The sequence below is a fragment of the Shewanella sp. 4t3-1-2LB genome (assembly GCF_017368415.1).
In the GTDB taxonomy this organism is placed as follows: domain Bacteria; phylum Pseudomonadota; class Gammaproteobacteria; order Enterobacterales; family Shewanellaceae; genus Shewanella; species Shewanella fodinae.
This window is the reverse complement of the sequence record NZ_JAFNJD010000002.1, coordinates 77,718-92,878: the sequence shown is the minus strand read 5'-3', so window position 1 is coordinate 92,878 and position 15,161 is coordinate 77,718. Positions and strand designations below refer to the sequence as shown.

The 15,161-nt window shown below is 48.3% G+C and carries 15 protein-coding genes; 8 read left to right on the top strand and 7 right to left on the bottom strand.

Annotated features, from left to right (window positions below; all coding sequences use genetic code 11):
* Positions 1-75: 75 nt before the first annotated feature.
* Positions 76-990: a LysR family transcriptional regulator gene (locus J3L11_RS01930; RefSeq protein ID WP_207569839.1), complete on the bottom strand. Its 915-nt coding sequence runs from the start codon at positions 988-990 to the stop codon at positions 76-78.
* Positions 991-1,180: 190 nt separating this feature from the next.
* On the opposite strand from J3L11_RS01930, the gene J3L11_RS01925 reads away from it, so the two are divergent.
* From J3L11_RS01925 to rlmM, 7 genes are all read left to right on the top strand, one after another.
* Positions 1,181-1,594 carry a universal stress protein gene (locus J3L11_RS01925; RefSeq protein WP_207569838.1) on the top strand — a complete coding sequence of 138 codons (414 nt, stop codon included), beginning with the start codon at positions 1,181-1,183 and terminating at the stop codon, positions 1,592-1,594.
* A gap of 32 nt (positions 1,595-1,626) precedes the next feature.
* Positions 1,627-2,850 carry an MFS transporter gene (locus J3L11_RS01920; RefSeq protein ID WP_278250702.1) on the top strand — a complete coding sequence of 408 codons (1,224 nt, stop codon included), beginning with the start codon at positions 1,627-1,629 and terminating at the stop codon, positions 2,848-2,850.
* 40 nt (positions 2,851-2,890) lie between these two features.
* Entirely contained in the window at positions 2,891-3,073 is a 183-nt protein-coding gene (locus J3L11_RS01915) for a hypothetical protein (protein ID WP_207569836.1), read from the top strand.
* A 100-nt stretch (positions 3,074-3,173) separates the two neighbouring features.
* Positions 3,174-4,085 carry a transcriptional regulator GcvA gene (locus J3L11_RS01910; protein WP_133038130.1) on the top strand — a complete coding sequence of 304 codons (912 nt, stop codon included), beginning with the start codon at positions 3,174-3,176 and terminating at the stop codon, positions 4,083-4,085.
* The gene (locus J3L11_RS01905; RefSeq protein ID WP_207569835.1) at positions 4,066-4,716 is read left to right on the top strand and encodes an alpha/beta fold hydrolase; all 651 of its coding nucleotides are present in this window, start codon (positions 4,066-4,068) and stop codon (positions 4,714-4,716) included. Before J3L11_RS01910 ends, J3L11_RS01905 begins: the two co-directional genes overlap by 20 nt.
* Positions 4,713-5,096: a DUF423 domain-containing protein gene (locus J3L11_RS01900; protein ID WP_133038132.1), complete on the top strand. Its 384-nt coding sequence runs from the start codon at positions 4,713-4,715 to the stop codon at positions 5,094-5,096. The genes J3L11_RS01905 and J3L11_RS01900 overlap by 4 nt, the downstream gene beginning before the upstream one ends.
* 56 nt (positions 5,097-5,152) lie before the next feature.
* Positions 5,153-6,235, top strand: coding sequence for a 23S rRNA (cytidine(2498)-2'-O)-methyltransferase RlmM (gene rlmM / locus J3L11_RS01895; protein ID WP_207569834.1), 1,083 nt, complete (start codon positions 5,153-5,155; stop codon positions 6,233-6,235).
* Between the two features lie 19 nt (positions 6,236-6,254).
* Here rlmM and J3L11_RS01890 read toward each other — a convergent pair whose 3' ends face one another.
* Both J3L11_RS01890 and J3L11_RS01885 read right to left on the bottom strand, forming a co-directional pair.
* A complete protein-coding gene (locus tag J3L11_RS01890; RefSeq protein ID WP_189618822.1) occupies positions 6,255-6,623 on the bottom strand; it encodes a hypothetical protein in 369 nt (122 codons plus the stop codon).
* Positions 6,624-6,731: 108 nt separating this feature from the next.
* The gene (locus J3L11_RS01885; protein WP_207569833.1) at positions 6,732-7,739 is read right to left on the bottom strand and encodes an isocitrate dehydrogenase; all 1,008 of its coding nucleotides are present in this window, start codon (positions 7,737-7,739) and stop codon (positions 6,732-6,734) included.
* Between the two features lie 284 nt (positions 7,740-8,023).
* Here J3L11_RS01885 and J3L11_RS01880 point away from each other — a divergent pair, with 284 nt between their 5' ends.
* Positions 8,024-10,807, top strand: a complete 2,784-nt coding sequence (locus J3L11_RS01880) for a prolyl oligopeptidase family serine peptidase (protein ID WP_242695040.1) — start codon at positions 8,024-8,026, stop codon at positions 10,805-10,807.
* A gap of 62 nt (positions 10,808-10,869) precedes the next feature.
* On the opposite strand, the gene J3L11_RS01875 is transcribed toward J3L11_RS01880, so the two are convergent.
* The 4 genes from J3L11_RS01875 to J3L11_RS01860 form a co-directional block, all read right to left on the bottom strand.
* Positions 10,870-11,313 carry a DUF3192 domain-containing protein gene (locus J3L11_RS01875; protein WP_189618825.1) on the bottom strand — a complete coding sequence of 148 codons (444 nt, stop codon included), beginning with the start codon at positions 11,311-11,313 and terminating at the stop codon, positions 10,870-10,872.
* A 100-nt stretch (positions 11,314-11,413) separates the two neighbouring features.
* Positions 11,414-12,175 carry a flap endonuclease Xni gene (gene xni, locus J3L11_RS01870; RefSeq protein ID WP_207569831.1) on the bottom strand — a complete coding sequence of 254 codons (762 nt, stop codon included), beginning with the start codon at positions 12,173-12,175 and terminating at the stop codon, positions 11,414-11,416.
* On the bottom strand, positions 12,172-13,527 hold the full coding sequence (gene ppnN, locus J3L11_RS01865; protein WP_189618827.1) for a nucleotide 5'-monophosphate nucleosidase PpnN: 1,356 nt from the start codon (positions 13,525-13,527) through the stop codon (positions 12,172-12,174). The genes xni and ppnN overlap by 4 nt, the downstream gene beginning before the upstream one ends.
* Before the next feature lie 33 nt (positions 13,528-13,560).
* Complete coding sequence (locus tag J3L11_RS01860; protein ID WP_189618828.1) at positions 13,561-15,114, bottom strand: GGDEF domain-containing protein; 1,554 nt, start codon at positions 15,112-15,114, stop codon at positions 13,561-13,563.
* Positions 15,115-15,161: the final 47 nt, after the last annotated feature.

The following is a 15,161-nucleotide window of genomic DNA, read 5'->3' as shown; positions in this document are numbered from 1 at the left end:
ACTATCTTTGTGCAGCTTACCGTTTGATACCGCTTACTGCTTGTTTTGGGGCGGATAAATTCCCAGATAAGTCGTTTACTCGCATGAATGCTGGCTGCGTTTGTTTTGCAGATATTGGCTAACAAAGTCGCCGAAATTCCGGGCGGTAGGTGATAGATAACGATTTTCCATCCACGACAACAGAATACTGCGTTTGAGGTGGGGACAGCTGATCGGTAGTTTCACCAGTTGCTGACTATTGCCAACATCCCACCATAGCCTTGGCAGAATTGCGACTCCCGCCCCGGCGCGTACTAAATCAGCAATAACCGCGGTATCGAAACTTTCAAAGACAACATTGGCGCGAAAGCCTGCTTGCCGACAGAAGTTATCCGTGATTTCCCGAAAACCGTCTTCCCGCGGATAGCTGAGGAACTTTTCTTGGGCGACTTCACTAAGCGCCACTTGTTGCCGTTTGGCCAGTGGATGATCCGTGCGTACGGCTAAGAATAGCTCTTCGGTAAACAGTTCTCGCTCTGCAACAGTGTTGTTACCTGACAGTTGTGTAATCGGCAGGGAGGTAATACACAGATCAAACACGCCATCGCGCAGTTGCCGCGCGATTTCATAGCGGCCAGCTACCTGAAATAGTTTGAATTTCACATTTGTATACTGTGATAGGTAGTCGACAAAAATGTTGGGCAGAATTTGTGAGGTGGTCACCCCTACAGTGACATGCCCCGCATTGTTGCTTGCCATATCGGTTAACTGCTGTTTGGCCTGTTCTAACTCACTAAATACCCGTTTGCTGCGCTCCAACAATACTTTGCCAAAGGCATTTAATTGCAGTCGTCGTCCTTGGCGATCAAACAAGGCAACCCCCAACTCTTGTTCCAAATTCGCCAATGTTTTACTAAGTGCAGGTTGTGCTACATGCAGGCGTTCGGCGGCGCGGGTCATATTGCCAATATCGGCAATGGCTAAAAATGATCTTAATTGGGTTAATGTCATTTAAATAACCAAAAGTATATCAATATATCTAAAAATATATATTTTTAATTATTAAATATCAATGATATAACTCCTCGCGTTACCTTCTTTTAGCACTTTCAAGGCTATCCCTTCGATAACAAATACAGCAAAGCTTGCCTTTTGCTGGCGGCGGCGTGTTGCCTTGAGAACAACAATCTTGGAAATAATTATGTTAGGAACACGAATTTTAGTGGCATATGACGGCGCAGAACTTTCTGCTAAAGCGCTGGATATCGCCTTGCAGCAGTTACGGGAAAATCCGCAAATCAGTGTTGACGTAGTATTTGTGGAAGAAGTGGCGCCGTTACGCACCGGGGTTGAAGTGGTTGATGAAGATATACAATGTCAACGCGATGCTATTTTCAACCAACTACGCGATAAAGTCGCCACGGTGGAAATGGTAAAACTACATCGTTTGCGTGGGCAAAATGTCTCCTACGTGCTGCTGCGTTTTGCCGAAGAACACAACTGCAATCTTATCGTTCTTGGCAGCCGCGGCCTTACCGGGATCCGCGAATTCCTAGGCAGTGTCAGCCATGCGGTTGTGCAGCATTCTTTAGTCCCGGTACTGATCATCAAATAATCCTCTATTCTCTTCGAAATCACTTAATAAATATGACTACGACCAAAAGTGTCCTATGGACAAAAAACTATCTTATCGATTGCATTATCTGTTTTTTAATTAATTTGGCCTACTACCTGACAATGGTGGTAATTACTGACTACACCCTACACACATTGCATGCTTCGTTAAGTGTGGCGGGGTTGGCTTGTGGCATTATTATCTTGGGGGCTTTAGCGGCTAGGCTGTTTGTCGGGCGATCCATTGAGCGTATTGGCACTAAGCTGTGTTTATATGTTGGGTTGCTCGTATTTTTACTGTCGGCGATTGCTAACCTATGGACACAAAATATTGTGTTGCTATGCCTGGTGCGATTTATTCAAGGTGTGGGTTTCGGGGCGGCGTCTACCGCCACTGCCACCATCATGGCGCAGATGGTGCCCAGTGAACGCCGTGGCGAAGGCACCAGCTACTTTTCGATGTTTGTTACTTTAGCTACCGCTATTGGTCCATTCGCTGGTTTGTACGCATACCGTGATGGAGACTTGAGTGTTAATCTGATGTTGTCGTCAGTATTACTGCTGATTGGTTGCGTGCTGACCTTTATGCTGGTTCCCCCTAAAAGTGTGCTGCCAGCAACTGCCGCAGCAACTAAAAAACGGGGATTTTCACTCTCATCTTTCTTTGCTGTGGAAGCACTACCGCTGTCAGCTATCACCTTTTTTGTCTCTATCGGTTTTGCGTCATTGCTGAGTTTTATTTCACCTTATACCTCGAGTAAGGGCTTGGAAACCGGCGGTAAATTCTTCTTCATTATGTATGCTATTTTTACGCTGCTTAGTCGCCCCCTTACGGGTAAATTGTTTGACCGTAAGGGCGATAATATTGTCATGGTGCCATCATTTGTGCTTTTTGCGGCGGGATTATGTTTGTTGGGACTCTCTGACAGTAATATCGCAGTGTTGGCATCCGGTGCCTTGATTGGCATGGGCTTTGGTACCTTTATGTCTTGTTCTCAAGCAATAGTGATTAAACTGTCACCTGCAGACAGCATCGGCAAAGCCAATTCAACCTTTTTCATTTTTATGGATCTTGGTGTGGGATTAGGGCCATTGCTCTTGGGTAAAGTGATCCCGCTGCTGCAGTTTTCCGGTATGTATGAATTGTTAGCGGTAGTCATGTTGATGTGCTTGGTGTCGTACCATTTTCTGCATGGCCGCTATGTTAGCGCACATCAAAAAAATCAACTGGCGTTACAGCAACATCTGAACAATTAACCTAGCGCGCATAATATTACGCAAATTGCCCTGAGTTTCGGTGATGGTGTACCTGCCAATACTCGGGGCTTTTTATGAATATGTGATGCCACATGCGTTTGGTGGCCCAATCGATATCCCCAATACCTCATGCCAGCCAAAGTTGGCATTAACGTTTATTTTTGCAACATTGGTGCAAACCAATCATTTTGCCGCCGTTGTGGCAAAAAGCCGCTATTGCTAGCAGATTTAACCTGTGCCATATAAAACTGCTGGCGCTTTTACATGATTAAATGTAACAATACGGATTAGAAAAACTAATTATAAAATTGGAATGGATGCTCATGTCTAAGCGACTTCCTCCGCTCAATGCGGTAAAAGCGTTTGAAGCGGCTGCTCGCCACCTCAGTTTTACCCGAGCCGCAGAAGAGCTGTTTGTGACACAAGCGGCGGTTAGTCATCAGATCAAAGCGCTGGAAGACTTTCTCGGCTTGAAACTTTTTCGGCGTAAGAACCGTTCGCTGCTGCTGACCGAAGAGGGGCAGAGTTATTTTCTTGAAATAAAAGATATTTTTGGACAGCTAGCCGATGCGACTGACCGGCTGCTGGCCCGTAGTGCCATCGGTTCGCTTACCGTTAGCATGCCTCCTAGTTTCGCTATTCAGTGGCTGGTGCCGCGTTTAGCCAAATTCAGCGAGAAGAATCCTGACATTGATGTGCGTATCAAAGCGGTTGACAGTTCTACCGACTCGCTGTCGGATGATGTTGATGTCGCTATTTATTACGGCCAGGGTAACTGGCCTGGTTTGCGGGCCGATAAGCTGCGTAATGAAGTATTAATTCCTGTGTGTTCACCTCTATTGTTGAAAGGTCCCAAGCCGCTGGAAAAACCGGCTGATCTCAAGTTTCATACCTTGCTGCATGATATGAGCCGTCATGACTGGCAGGCATGGTTTCGCCAATGCGGTGTCACCGATATCAATGTTAATCAGGGGCCGATATTCAGTCATTCCTCGTTAGTGTTGCAAGCGGCGGCTCACGGTCAAGGGGTGGCGCTGGGATATAGCGTACTAGCGCGCCCTGATATTCTCGCTGGACGGCTGGTTTGTCCGTTTCAGGAAGTCCTCGTCAGCAAAGATGCCTATTATCTGGTGTGTCAGCAAAAACATGCGGAGTTAGGCAAGATTGTGGCCTTCCGCGAATGGATGCTGGACATGTTTGCTGAGGAATCCCGTAGTGAGTTGTTACCCGGATAACTGGTGCGTTGATAAAAGCCGCATTGCGAGTAACACCTTGGTGTTGTTTGCCCATGGTGCTGGTGCCAACATGCAGCATGCGTTTATGGCGACCATTGCCCAAGGGATGGCTGTTGGCGGCGTTGATGTTGTGCGTTTTAACTTTCCTTATATGCAACAACGGCAACAGCATGGCACTCGCCGTCCGCCGAATCGCGCGCCAGAATTGCTAGCAGACTTTCAGCAGCAACTGCAACTGGCAATCGAACTATTGCAACCTGCTCACATCATACTGATGGGAAAGTCGATGGGCGGCCGCATCGCTACCATGCTGGCTGCAGATATTTTGCCCGAAATCGTCCGAGGTATTATCTGTCTTGGCTACCCGTTTCTACCCAAAGGAAAGACTGCGCCGCGATTGGCTGCACTGCAGGCTTGTCGTTTGCCAGTGATGATTTACCAAGGTGAACGCGACAGCTTTGGTGATCGGCGGCAACTGCAACAGTGGTCTCTCCCGGCATCGGTGCAACTGCAATGGGTTAGCGATGGCGACCACAGTTTTCAGCCAAGGAAAAGTGCTAGCGTGACGCTTGAAGAAAATTTTACTTCAGTGATCAGTAGATCACTGTCATATATCAGGAGTTTGGTATGAAAAAAGGCCTGTTTATGTTGGCCGCTATCAGTGGTTTTCTAGCAGTGGCACTGGGGGCTTTTGCCGCACACGGCTTGAAAGCGGTCACTACCCCAGAATTGATAAAAATTTTTGACGTGGGGGTTGAGTATCAGTTTTACCATACCTTTGCGCTCATTGCCGTAGCGTTGGCCGGGCATTGGGTTAAATCCCCTTTGCTGAACTGGGCGGCGTGGCTGTTTATCGCTGGTATCATTCTGTTCTCCGGTTCGCTTTATTTGTACGCCTTTTCCGGCGTGAAGATGCTGGGGATGATCACGCCGTTTGGTGGTTTCTGTTTCTTACTTGGGTGGGCTCTGTTGGCCTCCTCTATGTGGCGTCATCGTAGCGACGATCTGTAACGCCAAGTTCTGGTATACTTGGCGCCTTTGCTGAAAGGCTGGTTACAGGATTATCAATGAACAATCTGTTTTTGTTCTGTCGTGCGGGTTATGAGAAAGAGTGTGCTGCAGAAATTCAGGATCGTGCTGCTGAAATAGGCGTTGCCGGATTTGTAAAAGCAGCGGCAAATGATGCTTATGTGGTATTCCAGTGTTTTACTGAAGGTGATGCCGATCGATTGGCGCGTGAGCTGCCGCTAGATACCTTGATTTTTGCCCGGCAGATGTTTGTTTGCAGCGAGCTGTTAAGTGATTTACCCGTTGATGATCGGGTTACACCACTGATTAATGCCTTGTCTTCTCTGGAAAACGGCGGCGAGCTGCGGGTCGAAACTCCCGATACCAATGAAGCCAAGGAATTGCTAACTTTTTGCCGCAAATTTACGGTGCCGTTGCGGGCGGCACTGAAGCAGCATGGGGTGTTACTGGCGAATGAGAATGCGCGGCGTCCTATTGTGCATGTGTGCTTTCTGGGCGGTACTAAAGCCTATGCCGGTTATTCTTACAGTAACAACAGCTCACCATTTTTTATGGGCATTCCGCGGCTGAAGTTTCCATCAGCAGCACCGAGTCGCTCCACCCTTAAGCTGGATGAAGCCTTTAATCACTTTATCGCGCCACACGAGCAGGAAACTCGCTTACACAGTGGCATGAATGCGGTAGATCTGGGGGCTTGTCCCGGCGGTTGGACTTATCAACTCGTACGCCGTGGCATGTTCGTGGCGGCGGTAGACAATGGCCCAATGGCCGATAGCTTGATGCAAAGCGGACAGGTGACGCATTATCGGGAAGATGGGTTTCGCTTTGAACCTAAGCGCAAAAATATTTACTGGTTGGTGTGCGATATGGTGGAAAAACCATCCCGAGTTGCCGAATTGATAGAGCAATGGGCCATCAATGGCTGGTTTCATGAAGCTATTTTCAACCTGAAATTGCCCATGAAAAGCCGCTATAAAGAAGTGACCACCATTCTTAGGCGGATGGCGGATGTCCTGCAGCAGAATGGTTTGCACCAATTTCAGTTACGTTGTAAACACCTTTACCATGATCGCGATGAAGTGACGGTACATCTGTGTTTACGTCCAGGCAGCCATCTTTGAGATTTCTGCAGCAGGCGGGCTAACGGTAATGCCACTCCTGCTGCAAGTACTCTAACTGGTTGGCCGGTGCTAGATTCTTGAGTACGGCCTGTGGCAACGGATATTGCTGGCAGATCCATTCCAGATTGCAATCGACAAACCCTAGAAATTCGCGGGTGACCATCAACGCATAGACAGCTTCTGTGAGTTGCTGGATATGCCACTCCTCGATATGACGGCGGAATTGACTGGTTTTATCCGCCTCGTAAGCCTCTAACGCTGCTTTTAAACGGCGACCTGCTTTGCCCAGTGCGGTTGATTGCTCCTTGGCAATTTCCTTTTCAAGCACCGTTTGTTTGCTGCCTCTAAGATTGGCAAGACTGGCTTTAAACACGTTGCCCTCCAGCATTAATATCTGCTGTATTTATCTTGAGCGTCTATGCCTGCGAGATCAAGTTGCTGGCGATATTCCATAAAAAAGGGACCTGATGGTCCCTTCTTAAATGTTGTTTGAGTCTTACAGGCGATCCAGCACCGCTTGAGTAAAGTCGGTGGTGCCGTGGCTACCGCCTAAATCGTGAGTAGTTCGGTCACCTTCGGCAATCACTGCGGCAACGGCATTGCGGATTTTGGCGGCTTTATCTGACATTCCCAAATATTCTAACATCTGCACCGATGCTAGGATCACTGAGGTTGGGTTTGCCAGATTCTTACCAGCAATATCTGGGGCACTCCCGTGTACCGCTTCAAAAATAGCCGCATTTTTACCAATATTGGCACCAGGAGCCATCCCTAATCCACCCACCAAGCCTGCACACAGGTCCGACAGAATGTCACCAAACAGGTTGGTGGTGACAATGACATCGAAGTTTTCTGGATTCATCACCAGCTTCATACAGGTGGCATCCACAATCATCTCTTCTGTGACGATATCTGGATAACGCTGGCTGACTTCGCGGGCGGTTTTTAAAAACAGGCCAGATGTGGATTTCATGATATTGGCTTTATGCACAATCGTCACTTTTTTGCGGCCTTCTTTGCGTGCCAATTCATAAGCAAAAGTGGTGATCTGTTCAGCACCCTGACGGGTAATAATACTGGTCGCTTCGGCCGTGCTGCCATCTTCAGAGACTTTCTGGCCGTAACCGGAGTACATCCCTTCGGTATTTTCACGCACGGTAATGATATCGATATTCTGATAACGCGCCTTTGTGCCTTTGAATGAAAGGACGGGACGCACATTAGCATAGAGGCTGAATTTCTTACGCAGGGTGACGTTGATGGAGGTGAAACCTTCGCCGACAGGCGTGGTTAACGGGCCTTTGAGGGTGATGCGGTTTTTTTCGATAAGATCTAAAGTTCGCTGTGGTAACAACTCACCTTGTTTTTCCAGTGCCGTTAAACCTGCATCGGCAAATTCATACTCAAAATTACATCCCGCTTTATCTAAAATCTGTAGTGCTGATTCAATAATACTTGGACCGATCCCGTCGCCGGGGATCACGGTAATGGTTCTTTTTGACATGGAGAATCCTTCCACGGGTTAGCATTTAGGCGAATAAACAACCGTGTGGTGAACACGGTTAGTGTCAGAAAATTATGTGATATAGATCTCCTTTATTCTAAACACTTTTAAACACTTTTCACAGGAAATTAGTGAGCAAACCTAGGCCTTTTTATGTAGGCTAAACATTACAAAATTTTCACAAGGCGATATCTCATGAGTGGACACCATTGAGACCTGTTGCCATTTCAAGAATGAGGATTACCTTGAAGTTTTCGACTCTTGCTTCGTTGCTGCTGGTAGCAATGCTACCGGGAGCCCTACAGGCGCAACCCCAAAAGACACTTTCGCTGGAAAATATTATGCATTTCCAGTCGATTACTGAACAAGTGCTAGACCCGCAGGGCCAGGTTTTGGCCTACAGTACGGCGCCTGATCGCGGCGATAGTCAGGGCTTTGTAAAGCGTTTGAGTGACGGGCAGCAGTTTAGCGCGGCGGGTGGCTCAGATCCTATCATCAGTCATGATGGTCGTTTCACCCTGTTTACTGTCAAGCCAGCATTGCTTGCCGTGGAAAAATCCACCGCCAAAGCGCGTAAGAAGCTGAAGTCGGGTGTGTTACTACTGGATAATCAAACTGGCGCCGTGCAGCACTTTGAGCGGGTAAAAGCGCAGGTGTTTTCTGAGGACGGCAAGTTTCTGGCATTGTGGTTTGATAAAGACGAGGCTAAAGACGATAAGGCCGACCAACATAGTGACAATACGGCGGAAACTGCCGGCACAAAAGTCAGCAAGAAAACGGCGAAGGAAGACGCTGGCAGTCCGTTTACAGTCGTGAATCTGACCACTGGCAAGTCGCAGCATTTTGCAGATATTACCGATTGGACATTCTCATATGACAGTCGTTACCTGACGTTGGCACAGAATGACACTGCCAATGAGTTGCATAAATTAATATTGCTGCGATTGGACAGTTTCAAACAGGCGGAGCTAGTCGACAACAAATCTGAGCAGGTTGGCGCAGTGGCACTTAGCCGTGACGCCTCGCATTTGGCATACACCGCCGGAAATGCGGCGATAGTGGCCGCTGAGCGCCCGTACCGTTTAGCGCTTTATAGTCTGGAAACCGGAAAATTTTCAGCAATTCAGAATGCTGAAAAAAGCGCCGATGGCTGGTGGTTGAATCACTACAGTAAACTGAATTTCTCAGCGGATGGTCAGCGGTTGTTTTTCGGACGAGTGCCGCAGATCAGCCAGCAGTTTCATGTGCCTAAGGTAACTCAGGAAGCGGATCTTTACAGTGAGCAGGTCATTACGGGGCAGCGTGGCTTGAATATATGGCATGGTGATGATCCGCTGATTAAGCCCAATGAAATCAAACTATACGCTAAAGAGCAGCAGCGGACATATCTGGCGGTGTTGCACTTATCATCGGGCAGTGTGGTGCAGTTAGCTGATACTCAGGTGCCGGATGTGCAACTGACGGAGCATAAGCGTTTCTTGCTCGCGAGCTCAGACATTCCCTATCGCAAAATGATTACCTGGGCCGGTTTCTTCCGAGATTTCTATCTGGTGGATATCAATACCGGCCATAAGACCCAGGTACTGGCGCAACAGCCGAGCGACAGTGAGCCGACTTATTCGCCCTCCGGTAAATATCTGGCGTGGTATCAGCGTGGGCAAATTTATCTGTATGACATTGCCGATGGCCGGAAATCACTGTTGAGTGGCAATATTAAAACGCCGTTTGCGAATGAAGATCATGACTATCCTTCGGCGGCCCCCGGTTACGGTTTCGGCCCTTGGTTGGCCGATGACTCGGCGATTTTGGTGTATGACAAATATGATATCTGGCAATTTGATACCACCAGCCACCACGGCTTCATGTTGACGGCCGGGGAGGGGCGCAAGCAGCGACGGAGTTTTCGCATTGAAGCACTGGCACAGCCTGATGCCGCATTCTTACCCACGGTAACAGATGGTGAGTCAGTGTTGTTGCAAGGATACAGTGAGCGGACAAAAGCCGACGCTTTTTACCGGGCAGAAATCGGTAAGGCCGGTGTAAAAGTACTATTGGACGCGCCAGTAAAGCTCGAGGTATTAGCGCGAGCTAATAATACGAATACCTTCGTTTTCAGCCAACAGCGTTATGATTTGTACCCCGATCTTTATACGGCGGAAGTGCTGCATCCCGAGCGTGCTAAACAACAGACCACACTGGATAAGCAACGGCAACAACTGCCTTGGGGTAAGGCGGAACTGGTGCATTGGCGAGATGGTGATGGCCGGGAGATGGACGGCGTGGTGATAAAACCACCCCATTATCAGCCTGGCAAACGCTATCCGGTGCTGGTTTATTACTATCGTTTTATGAGTGACCGACTGTTTGCATTCCCGGATATGAAGATCAATCACCGCCCCAATTTTGCTTGGTATGCGGCAGATGATTACGTGATATTTCTGCCGGATATCCGTTTTGAGGTGGGTTATCCCGGTATTAGCTCGGTAAAAGCATTGACTGCAGGAGTACAAAAGCTGATTGAACTGGGCATTGCTGATCCTGATGCTATCGGTTTACAAGGGCATTCCTGGAGCGGTTACCAGACAGCATTTGATATTACCCAGACCAATATCTTTAAAGCTGCCGTTGCCGGGGCACCGGTGAGCAACATGACCAGTGCTTACAGTGGTATCCGTCTGGGGACTGGGTTGGCGCGTCAGTTCCAGTATGAAACTGGGCAAAGCCGTATCGGCGAGAGTCTGATGCAGGCACCACAAAAGTATATCGAAAATTCGCCGGTATTTTACGTTGAACGCATTCATACGCCGTTGCTGATCATGTTTGGTGATCGTGACGATGCGGTACCGTGGGAGCAGGGCATTGAACTCTATATGGCGATGCGGCGAGCTGGTAAGGATGTGATTATGTTGCAATATGAGGACGAGCCACATCATCTGAAAAAGTATCCCAATAAGCTGGATTACACGATCAGAATGAAACAGTTCTTTGATCACTACTTAAAAGGCCGTCAAGCACCGCCGTGGATGATCTCTGGAGAAGCTTACCGCGAGCCAGTATCAGAGGATTAAGGTGAGATGAGTAAAGGGGCGCGATTGGCCCCTTTTTGCTGGTTTGGCTATAACGCGTAAGACTAGTGGCTGTCTACTGGCTTAGTCGCCGTTGCGGCAGTATCCCTGACGGGTTGAGGTTCGGTGTCTGTCACTTGCTGCAGATATTGCTGATAGGTGTCATCGCCCCAAGCGATGAGTTGATCATTGCGAAATAGCAGCGGCGTACATTCATCTTTGGTGGTGACGCCATCGGACTTTGTCTGATGGGTGCGATAAAACAAAACGTTTAGCGTTTGTCCCTGGCTGAGCTTGGCTTCACTAAAATCGGGATGACCGAGCATTTCCACTACGCTTTCCCCGCTCTGTCCGAGTTTAAGCTCTGTCAGCTTCCCTTGATTATATGCTTGGCGATCTTCCCAACTCATATCTTCCGGGTTGGGTTTGTAGACTAAGACCACCACTGCCACAAAAGCGATATAAGCCAGAAACAAGGTGCCGATGACCACCGGGATTTTGCTTTTCATTTGCCTTCCTTAAATGCTTTTACATAACAGCTTTATCATCAAACACCGCAAGTTCTCACAAGTAACTCGTCGATTTGTAAGTCATTATTTATCGCAACTGCTATTGTGGCTGCCAGCGATAATCACTGAGATTGATGTGTAAATCCAAATCTGTGCGCAGCTTGGCTAGGCGATAACTGAGCCGTGCCATTTCGTAACCGTTGCGCAGTTTCTCAGCTTGCTTGCTACCCAGTTTATCAAGTGCATTATAGATGTTGGCCAGCGAACGGAAACTTTTCAACAATTCCGCAGCAGATTTCGGCCCGATCCCCGGGATCCCTGGAATACGATTGCCACTGTCACCACTAAGCGCCATAAAATCCAGCAACTGGCGGCGGTTGATCCCAAGTTTTTGCTCTATTGCTGCGATATCCAGCCAGGCATTACTGAAATGATCCCACTGTTGCAACCCTTTAAACTGTAGCTGGCTGAAGCCTTTATCGGTTGAGACAATCACGGCTTCGCCGCCATGCTGACAGATTTTACTGGCAAGCGTGGCTATCACGTCATCGGCTTCCGATGCAGCGTTGACGGATGCCATGCCTTCGGCGGCCAATAGTTGCTTTAATTGTGGCATGTAGTCAGCAAGCAGTTGCGGCATGGGTTTGCGGCCTTTCTTGTAATCTGGATACAACTGTTTACGCCAGGATTCTTGGTCACCATCCCAGACAATGGCCAGATGAGTAGGTTGGTGATGCAGGCATAATTTGCGACAGGCACTGATACTGCGTTGTGCCAGCCCGGCCAGATCCTGTTCATCTGGTTGCGCCGCATACAAGCGGCGCACTAGATTCATACCGTCAATGATCAACAATCGATTCATTGACAAACCCGATAACAGGGAACATAGGTACTGCCGGGTAACTTCATTCTGCCTTGCCTTACAAAGGCGTTGAGCAACTTGTCTATCATCGACATCAGCTTAGCATCGCCACTGAGGGAAAACGGGCCATGTTGTTCAATGTTGAGAATGGTGTCCTTTTTGACATTACCGGCCACAATGCCAGAAAAAGCCTTACGCAGGTTGGCCGCCAGCCGGGCTTTATCTTGCTGGAAATGCAGGTCGAGGTTTTCCATCGCTTCATGGGTGGGGACAAAGGGCAGTTGAAAGTCTGCGTCGATTTTCAGACCCCATTGATACTGATAAGCATCACCGGTGAGCTTGCGATGGGCTTTGACCTTCTCCATCCCCAAACGCATTACCCGTGCGGTTTCCTCTGGATCATCAATAATGATGCGGTAACGACTTTGTGCTTCCTGTCCAAGCGAGGCACCGATAAAGGCATCAAGCTCAGCAAAATATTCGGCACTGCCTGCTGGGCCTGTCAGCACCAGTGGAAACGGAATATCCTTGTTTTGCTCATTTAGCAGAATACCCAGCAGATACAGCAGCTCTTCCGCTGTACCCGGGCCTCCTGGGAAGATAACGATGCCGTGCCCCATGCGCACAAAGGCTTCCAGCCGTTTTTCGATATCCGGCATAATCACCAGTTCATTAACAATCTGGTTTGGCGGCTCAGCCGCAATGATCCCAGGTTCAGTGAGCCCAATATAACGCGCATCATGGATACGCTGTTTTGCATGACCGATAGCCGCACCTTTCATTGGCCCTTTCATGGCACCTGGACCACAGCCAGTGCAGATGTCCAGCTTGCGCAGCCCCAACTGATAACCAACTTCTTTGGTGTATTTGTATTCGTATTCACTGATGCTGTGCCCACCCCAACACACCACCACGTTAGGTTCTTGCATGGGCGAAATTACCCGCGCATTGCGCAGAATGTCAAAGACCACATTAGTGATATGGTTGGGATTATTGAAATCCAAATGAGTCACATGGCTGTATTTGTTGCTGACATAAATGATATCGCGCAGTACCGCAAACAGGTGTTCCTGAATGCCGACGATAATCTGGTCATCAACAAACGCGCAGGCGGGGGGGTTATGGAGTTCCAGTTTTACTCCGCGTTCACGGCGGACGACGTTAATGTCAAAATCGTCAAACTGTTTGAAGAGGGCGCGGGCATCGTCGGTTTCTGAGCCTGAGGCCAACACAGCCAAAGAACAGTTGCGATAGAGCTGGTAAAGTTCACTTTGGGCACTTTGCTTGAGAAAATCGACTTCCAGTTGCGACAGTTGATCCATACTGCCCCTGGGATTTACTTTGACAATCATCATGACTCCTGTGCCGGACTGGCCTCATGAAGATTAGTCGATAATGACCCGGTCCCGGCTTTCGTGTTTGGCTTTATAGAGTGCGGCATCAGCACGCTCAAAGGTGTCCAGAATATGCTCGCCATTGAGTACTTGTGCTGCACCGATAGATAATGTAACCGTAATCCGCTGATTTTTAAATTTAAACGGAATATTTTTAATTTTTTCACGGACCCGGTTTAATAATTGGGTGATGTCTTTGGTTGAAACATCCGGGATCAGCAGTACAAACTCTTCACCACCATAACGGGCCACAAATTCAGTATCACGCAAAGAGTTTTTCAGTGCCATGGCAATAACCTGCAGGGTTTTGTCGCCGGTACTGTGACCAAAACTATCGTTGATTGACTTGAAATGGTCGATGTCAGCTATCGCTATCCACAGTGCACTTTCATTGTGTTGAATTCGACGGAACTCCTGTTCCATGCGTTCATCCAGCGCGGCCCGATTGGGGAGTTGAGTCAGGCTATCAAGCTGATTGATTTTTTGCTGCTCAAACAAACGCTCTTTATAAGATAGGGTTTCCGCTGACAACTCCGCCAACTCTTTACGCAGTGTGTTGACAGATTTCTGCAGTAAGGCCACTTCCCGCTGCTCAAGCGCTTCCTTACGGGCAAGGCTGTTTTGCAGTGCACTCATATGCTCGGTGATTTTTTGCTTAAGCTGTAACAGCTCATCAATTTCGTCAATGCTGCCAAGCACGTTGTCAACTTGGCTATTTATCTCTAGATTCAGCTGTTGTTTTAACTGCTGGCTTTGCTGGGTTTGGCTGAATGATTCGCTGACGATGTCTCTCACCGAGGTGAGTGCGTCATTCAGTGTTTGCAGAAACTCCTGCGATGCGGATTTTTCGCGCGCAATGTTTTCCAACAGCAGCCGGAGGATGGTCTGATAGGTACCCAGCAACTCTTCAACCTGCAGTGTTTCGCTGGAAAGTCTCTCTTTGAGCAGCAGTACCTGTTCGCGTTGCGACTTGGGAAATTCAATATCAGAAATTAACTGTGCCAGTTCTTGGGAGAGCTGCCGATGGATGGGCAGGATCTCTAGCGCTTCCCCTTGTTGCCTCTTTAGTAGTACCTGTTCGTAGTAACCAATGAGTTGTTCAACTCTAGGAATGTATTCCCAGATACTGTGAAACGGTTTGCTCAGTTCTTGACGAAAGATACTGATCTCCCGTGAGAGCTTTTCTGGAAGATTATTAACGCGCAGTAATTCCCGACTAAAATTTGTCAGGCCAGTGCGTCCCTGTTCCAGTTTAGTGGTGATTATATGATACTGACTTTTCAACAAGCGCTCGATTTCTGGCAACTCAGGCAGTACTTCATCCAGATGCTCAAAATTGCCTATGTTGACGCGCAGCTTGGCAAGCTTATTGTCCAGTTCGAGATTATGACCCTTGCAGGCTAGGCTCATCTGGGTAATGAACTGCGACAGCGCCATCAGCTTGCTGTTACGGTCTTCGTTTATCTCTTCCAATGCCGTTTTAGTGGCCTGTAATTTCTGCTTCAACAGACCAATTTGTGACACGGTCGAACTGTCATCATTCATTCCTGTTGAGTTCCCCAGGCATTGGAAATACGGCTTGTTCTGCTAGC

Bases quoted from the DNA above. Each gene is read 5' to 3' on its own strand.
- J3L11_RS01930 (WP_207569839.1), bottom strand. From the start codon at position 990: ATGACATTAACCCAATTAAGATCATTTTTAGCCATTGCCGATATTGGC.
- ppnN (WP_189618827.1), bottom strand. From the start codon at position 13,527: ATGATTGTCAAAGTAAATCCCAGGGGCAGTATGGATCAACTGTCGCAA.
- J3L11_RS01925 (WP_207569838.1), top strand. From the start codon at position 1,181: ATGTTAGGAACACGAATTTTAGTGGCATATGACGGCGCAGAACTTTCT.
- J3L11_RS01875 (WP_189618825.1), bottom strand. From the start codon at position 11,313: ATGAAAAGCAAAATCCCGGTGGTCATCGGCACCTTGTTTCTGGCTTAT.
- J3L11_RS01885 (WP_207569833.1), bottom strand. From the start codon at position 7,739: ATGTCAAAAAGAACCATTACCGTGATCCCCGGCGACGGGATCGGTCCA.
- J3L11_RS01880 (WP_242695040.1), top strand. From the start codon at position 8,024: ATGCTACCGGGAGCCCTACAGGCGCAACCCCAAAAGACACTTTCGCTG.
- J3L11_RS01900 (WP_133038132.1), top strand. From the start codon at position 4,713: ATGAAAAAAGGCCTGTTTATGTTGGCCGCTATCAGTGGTTTTCTAGCA.
- J3L11_RS01860 (WP_189618828.1), bottom strand. From the start codon at position 15,114: ATGAATGATGACAGTTCGACCGTGTCACAAATTGGTCTGTTGAAGCAG.
- J3L11_RS01920 (WP_278250702.1), top strand. From the start codon at position 1,627: ATGACTACGACCAAAAGTGTCCTATGGACAAAAAACTATCTTATCGAT.
- J3L11_RS01890 (WP_189618822.1), bottom strand. From the start codon at position 6,623: ATGCTGGAGGGCAACGTGTTTAAAGCCAGTCTTGCCAATCTTAGAGGC.
- rlmM (WP_207569834.1), top strand. From the start codon at position 5,153: ATGAACAATCTGTTTTTGTTCTGTCGTGCGGGTTATGAGAAAGAGTGT.
- xni (WP_207569831.1), bottom strand. From the start codon at position 12,175: ATGAATCGATTGTTGATCATTGACGGTATGAATCTAGTGCGCCGCTTG.
- J3L11_RS01910 (WP_133038130.1), top strand. From the start codon at position 3,174: ATGTCTAAGCGACTTCCTCCGCTCAATGCGGTAAAAGCGTTTGAAGCG.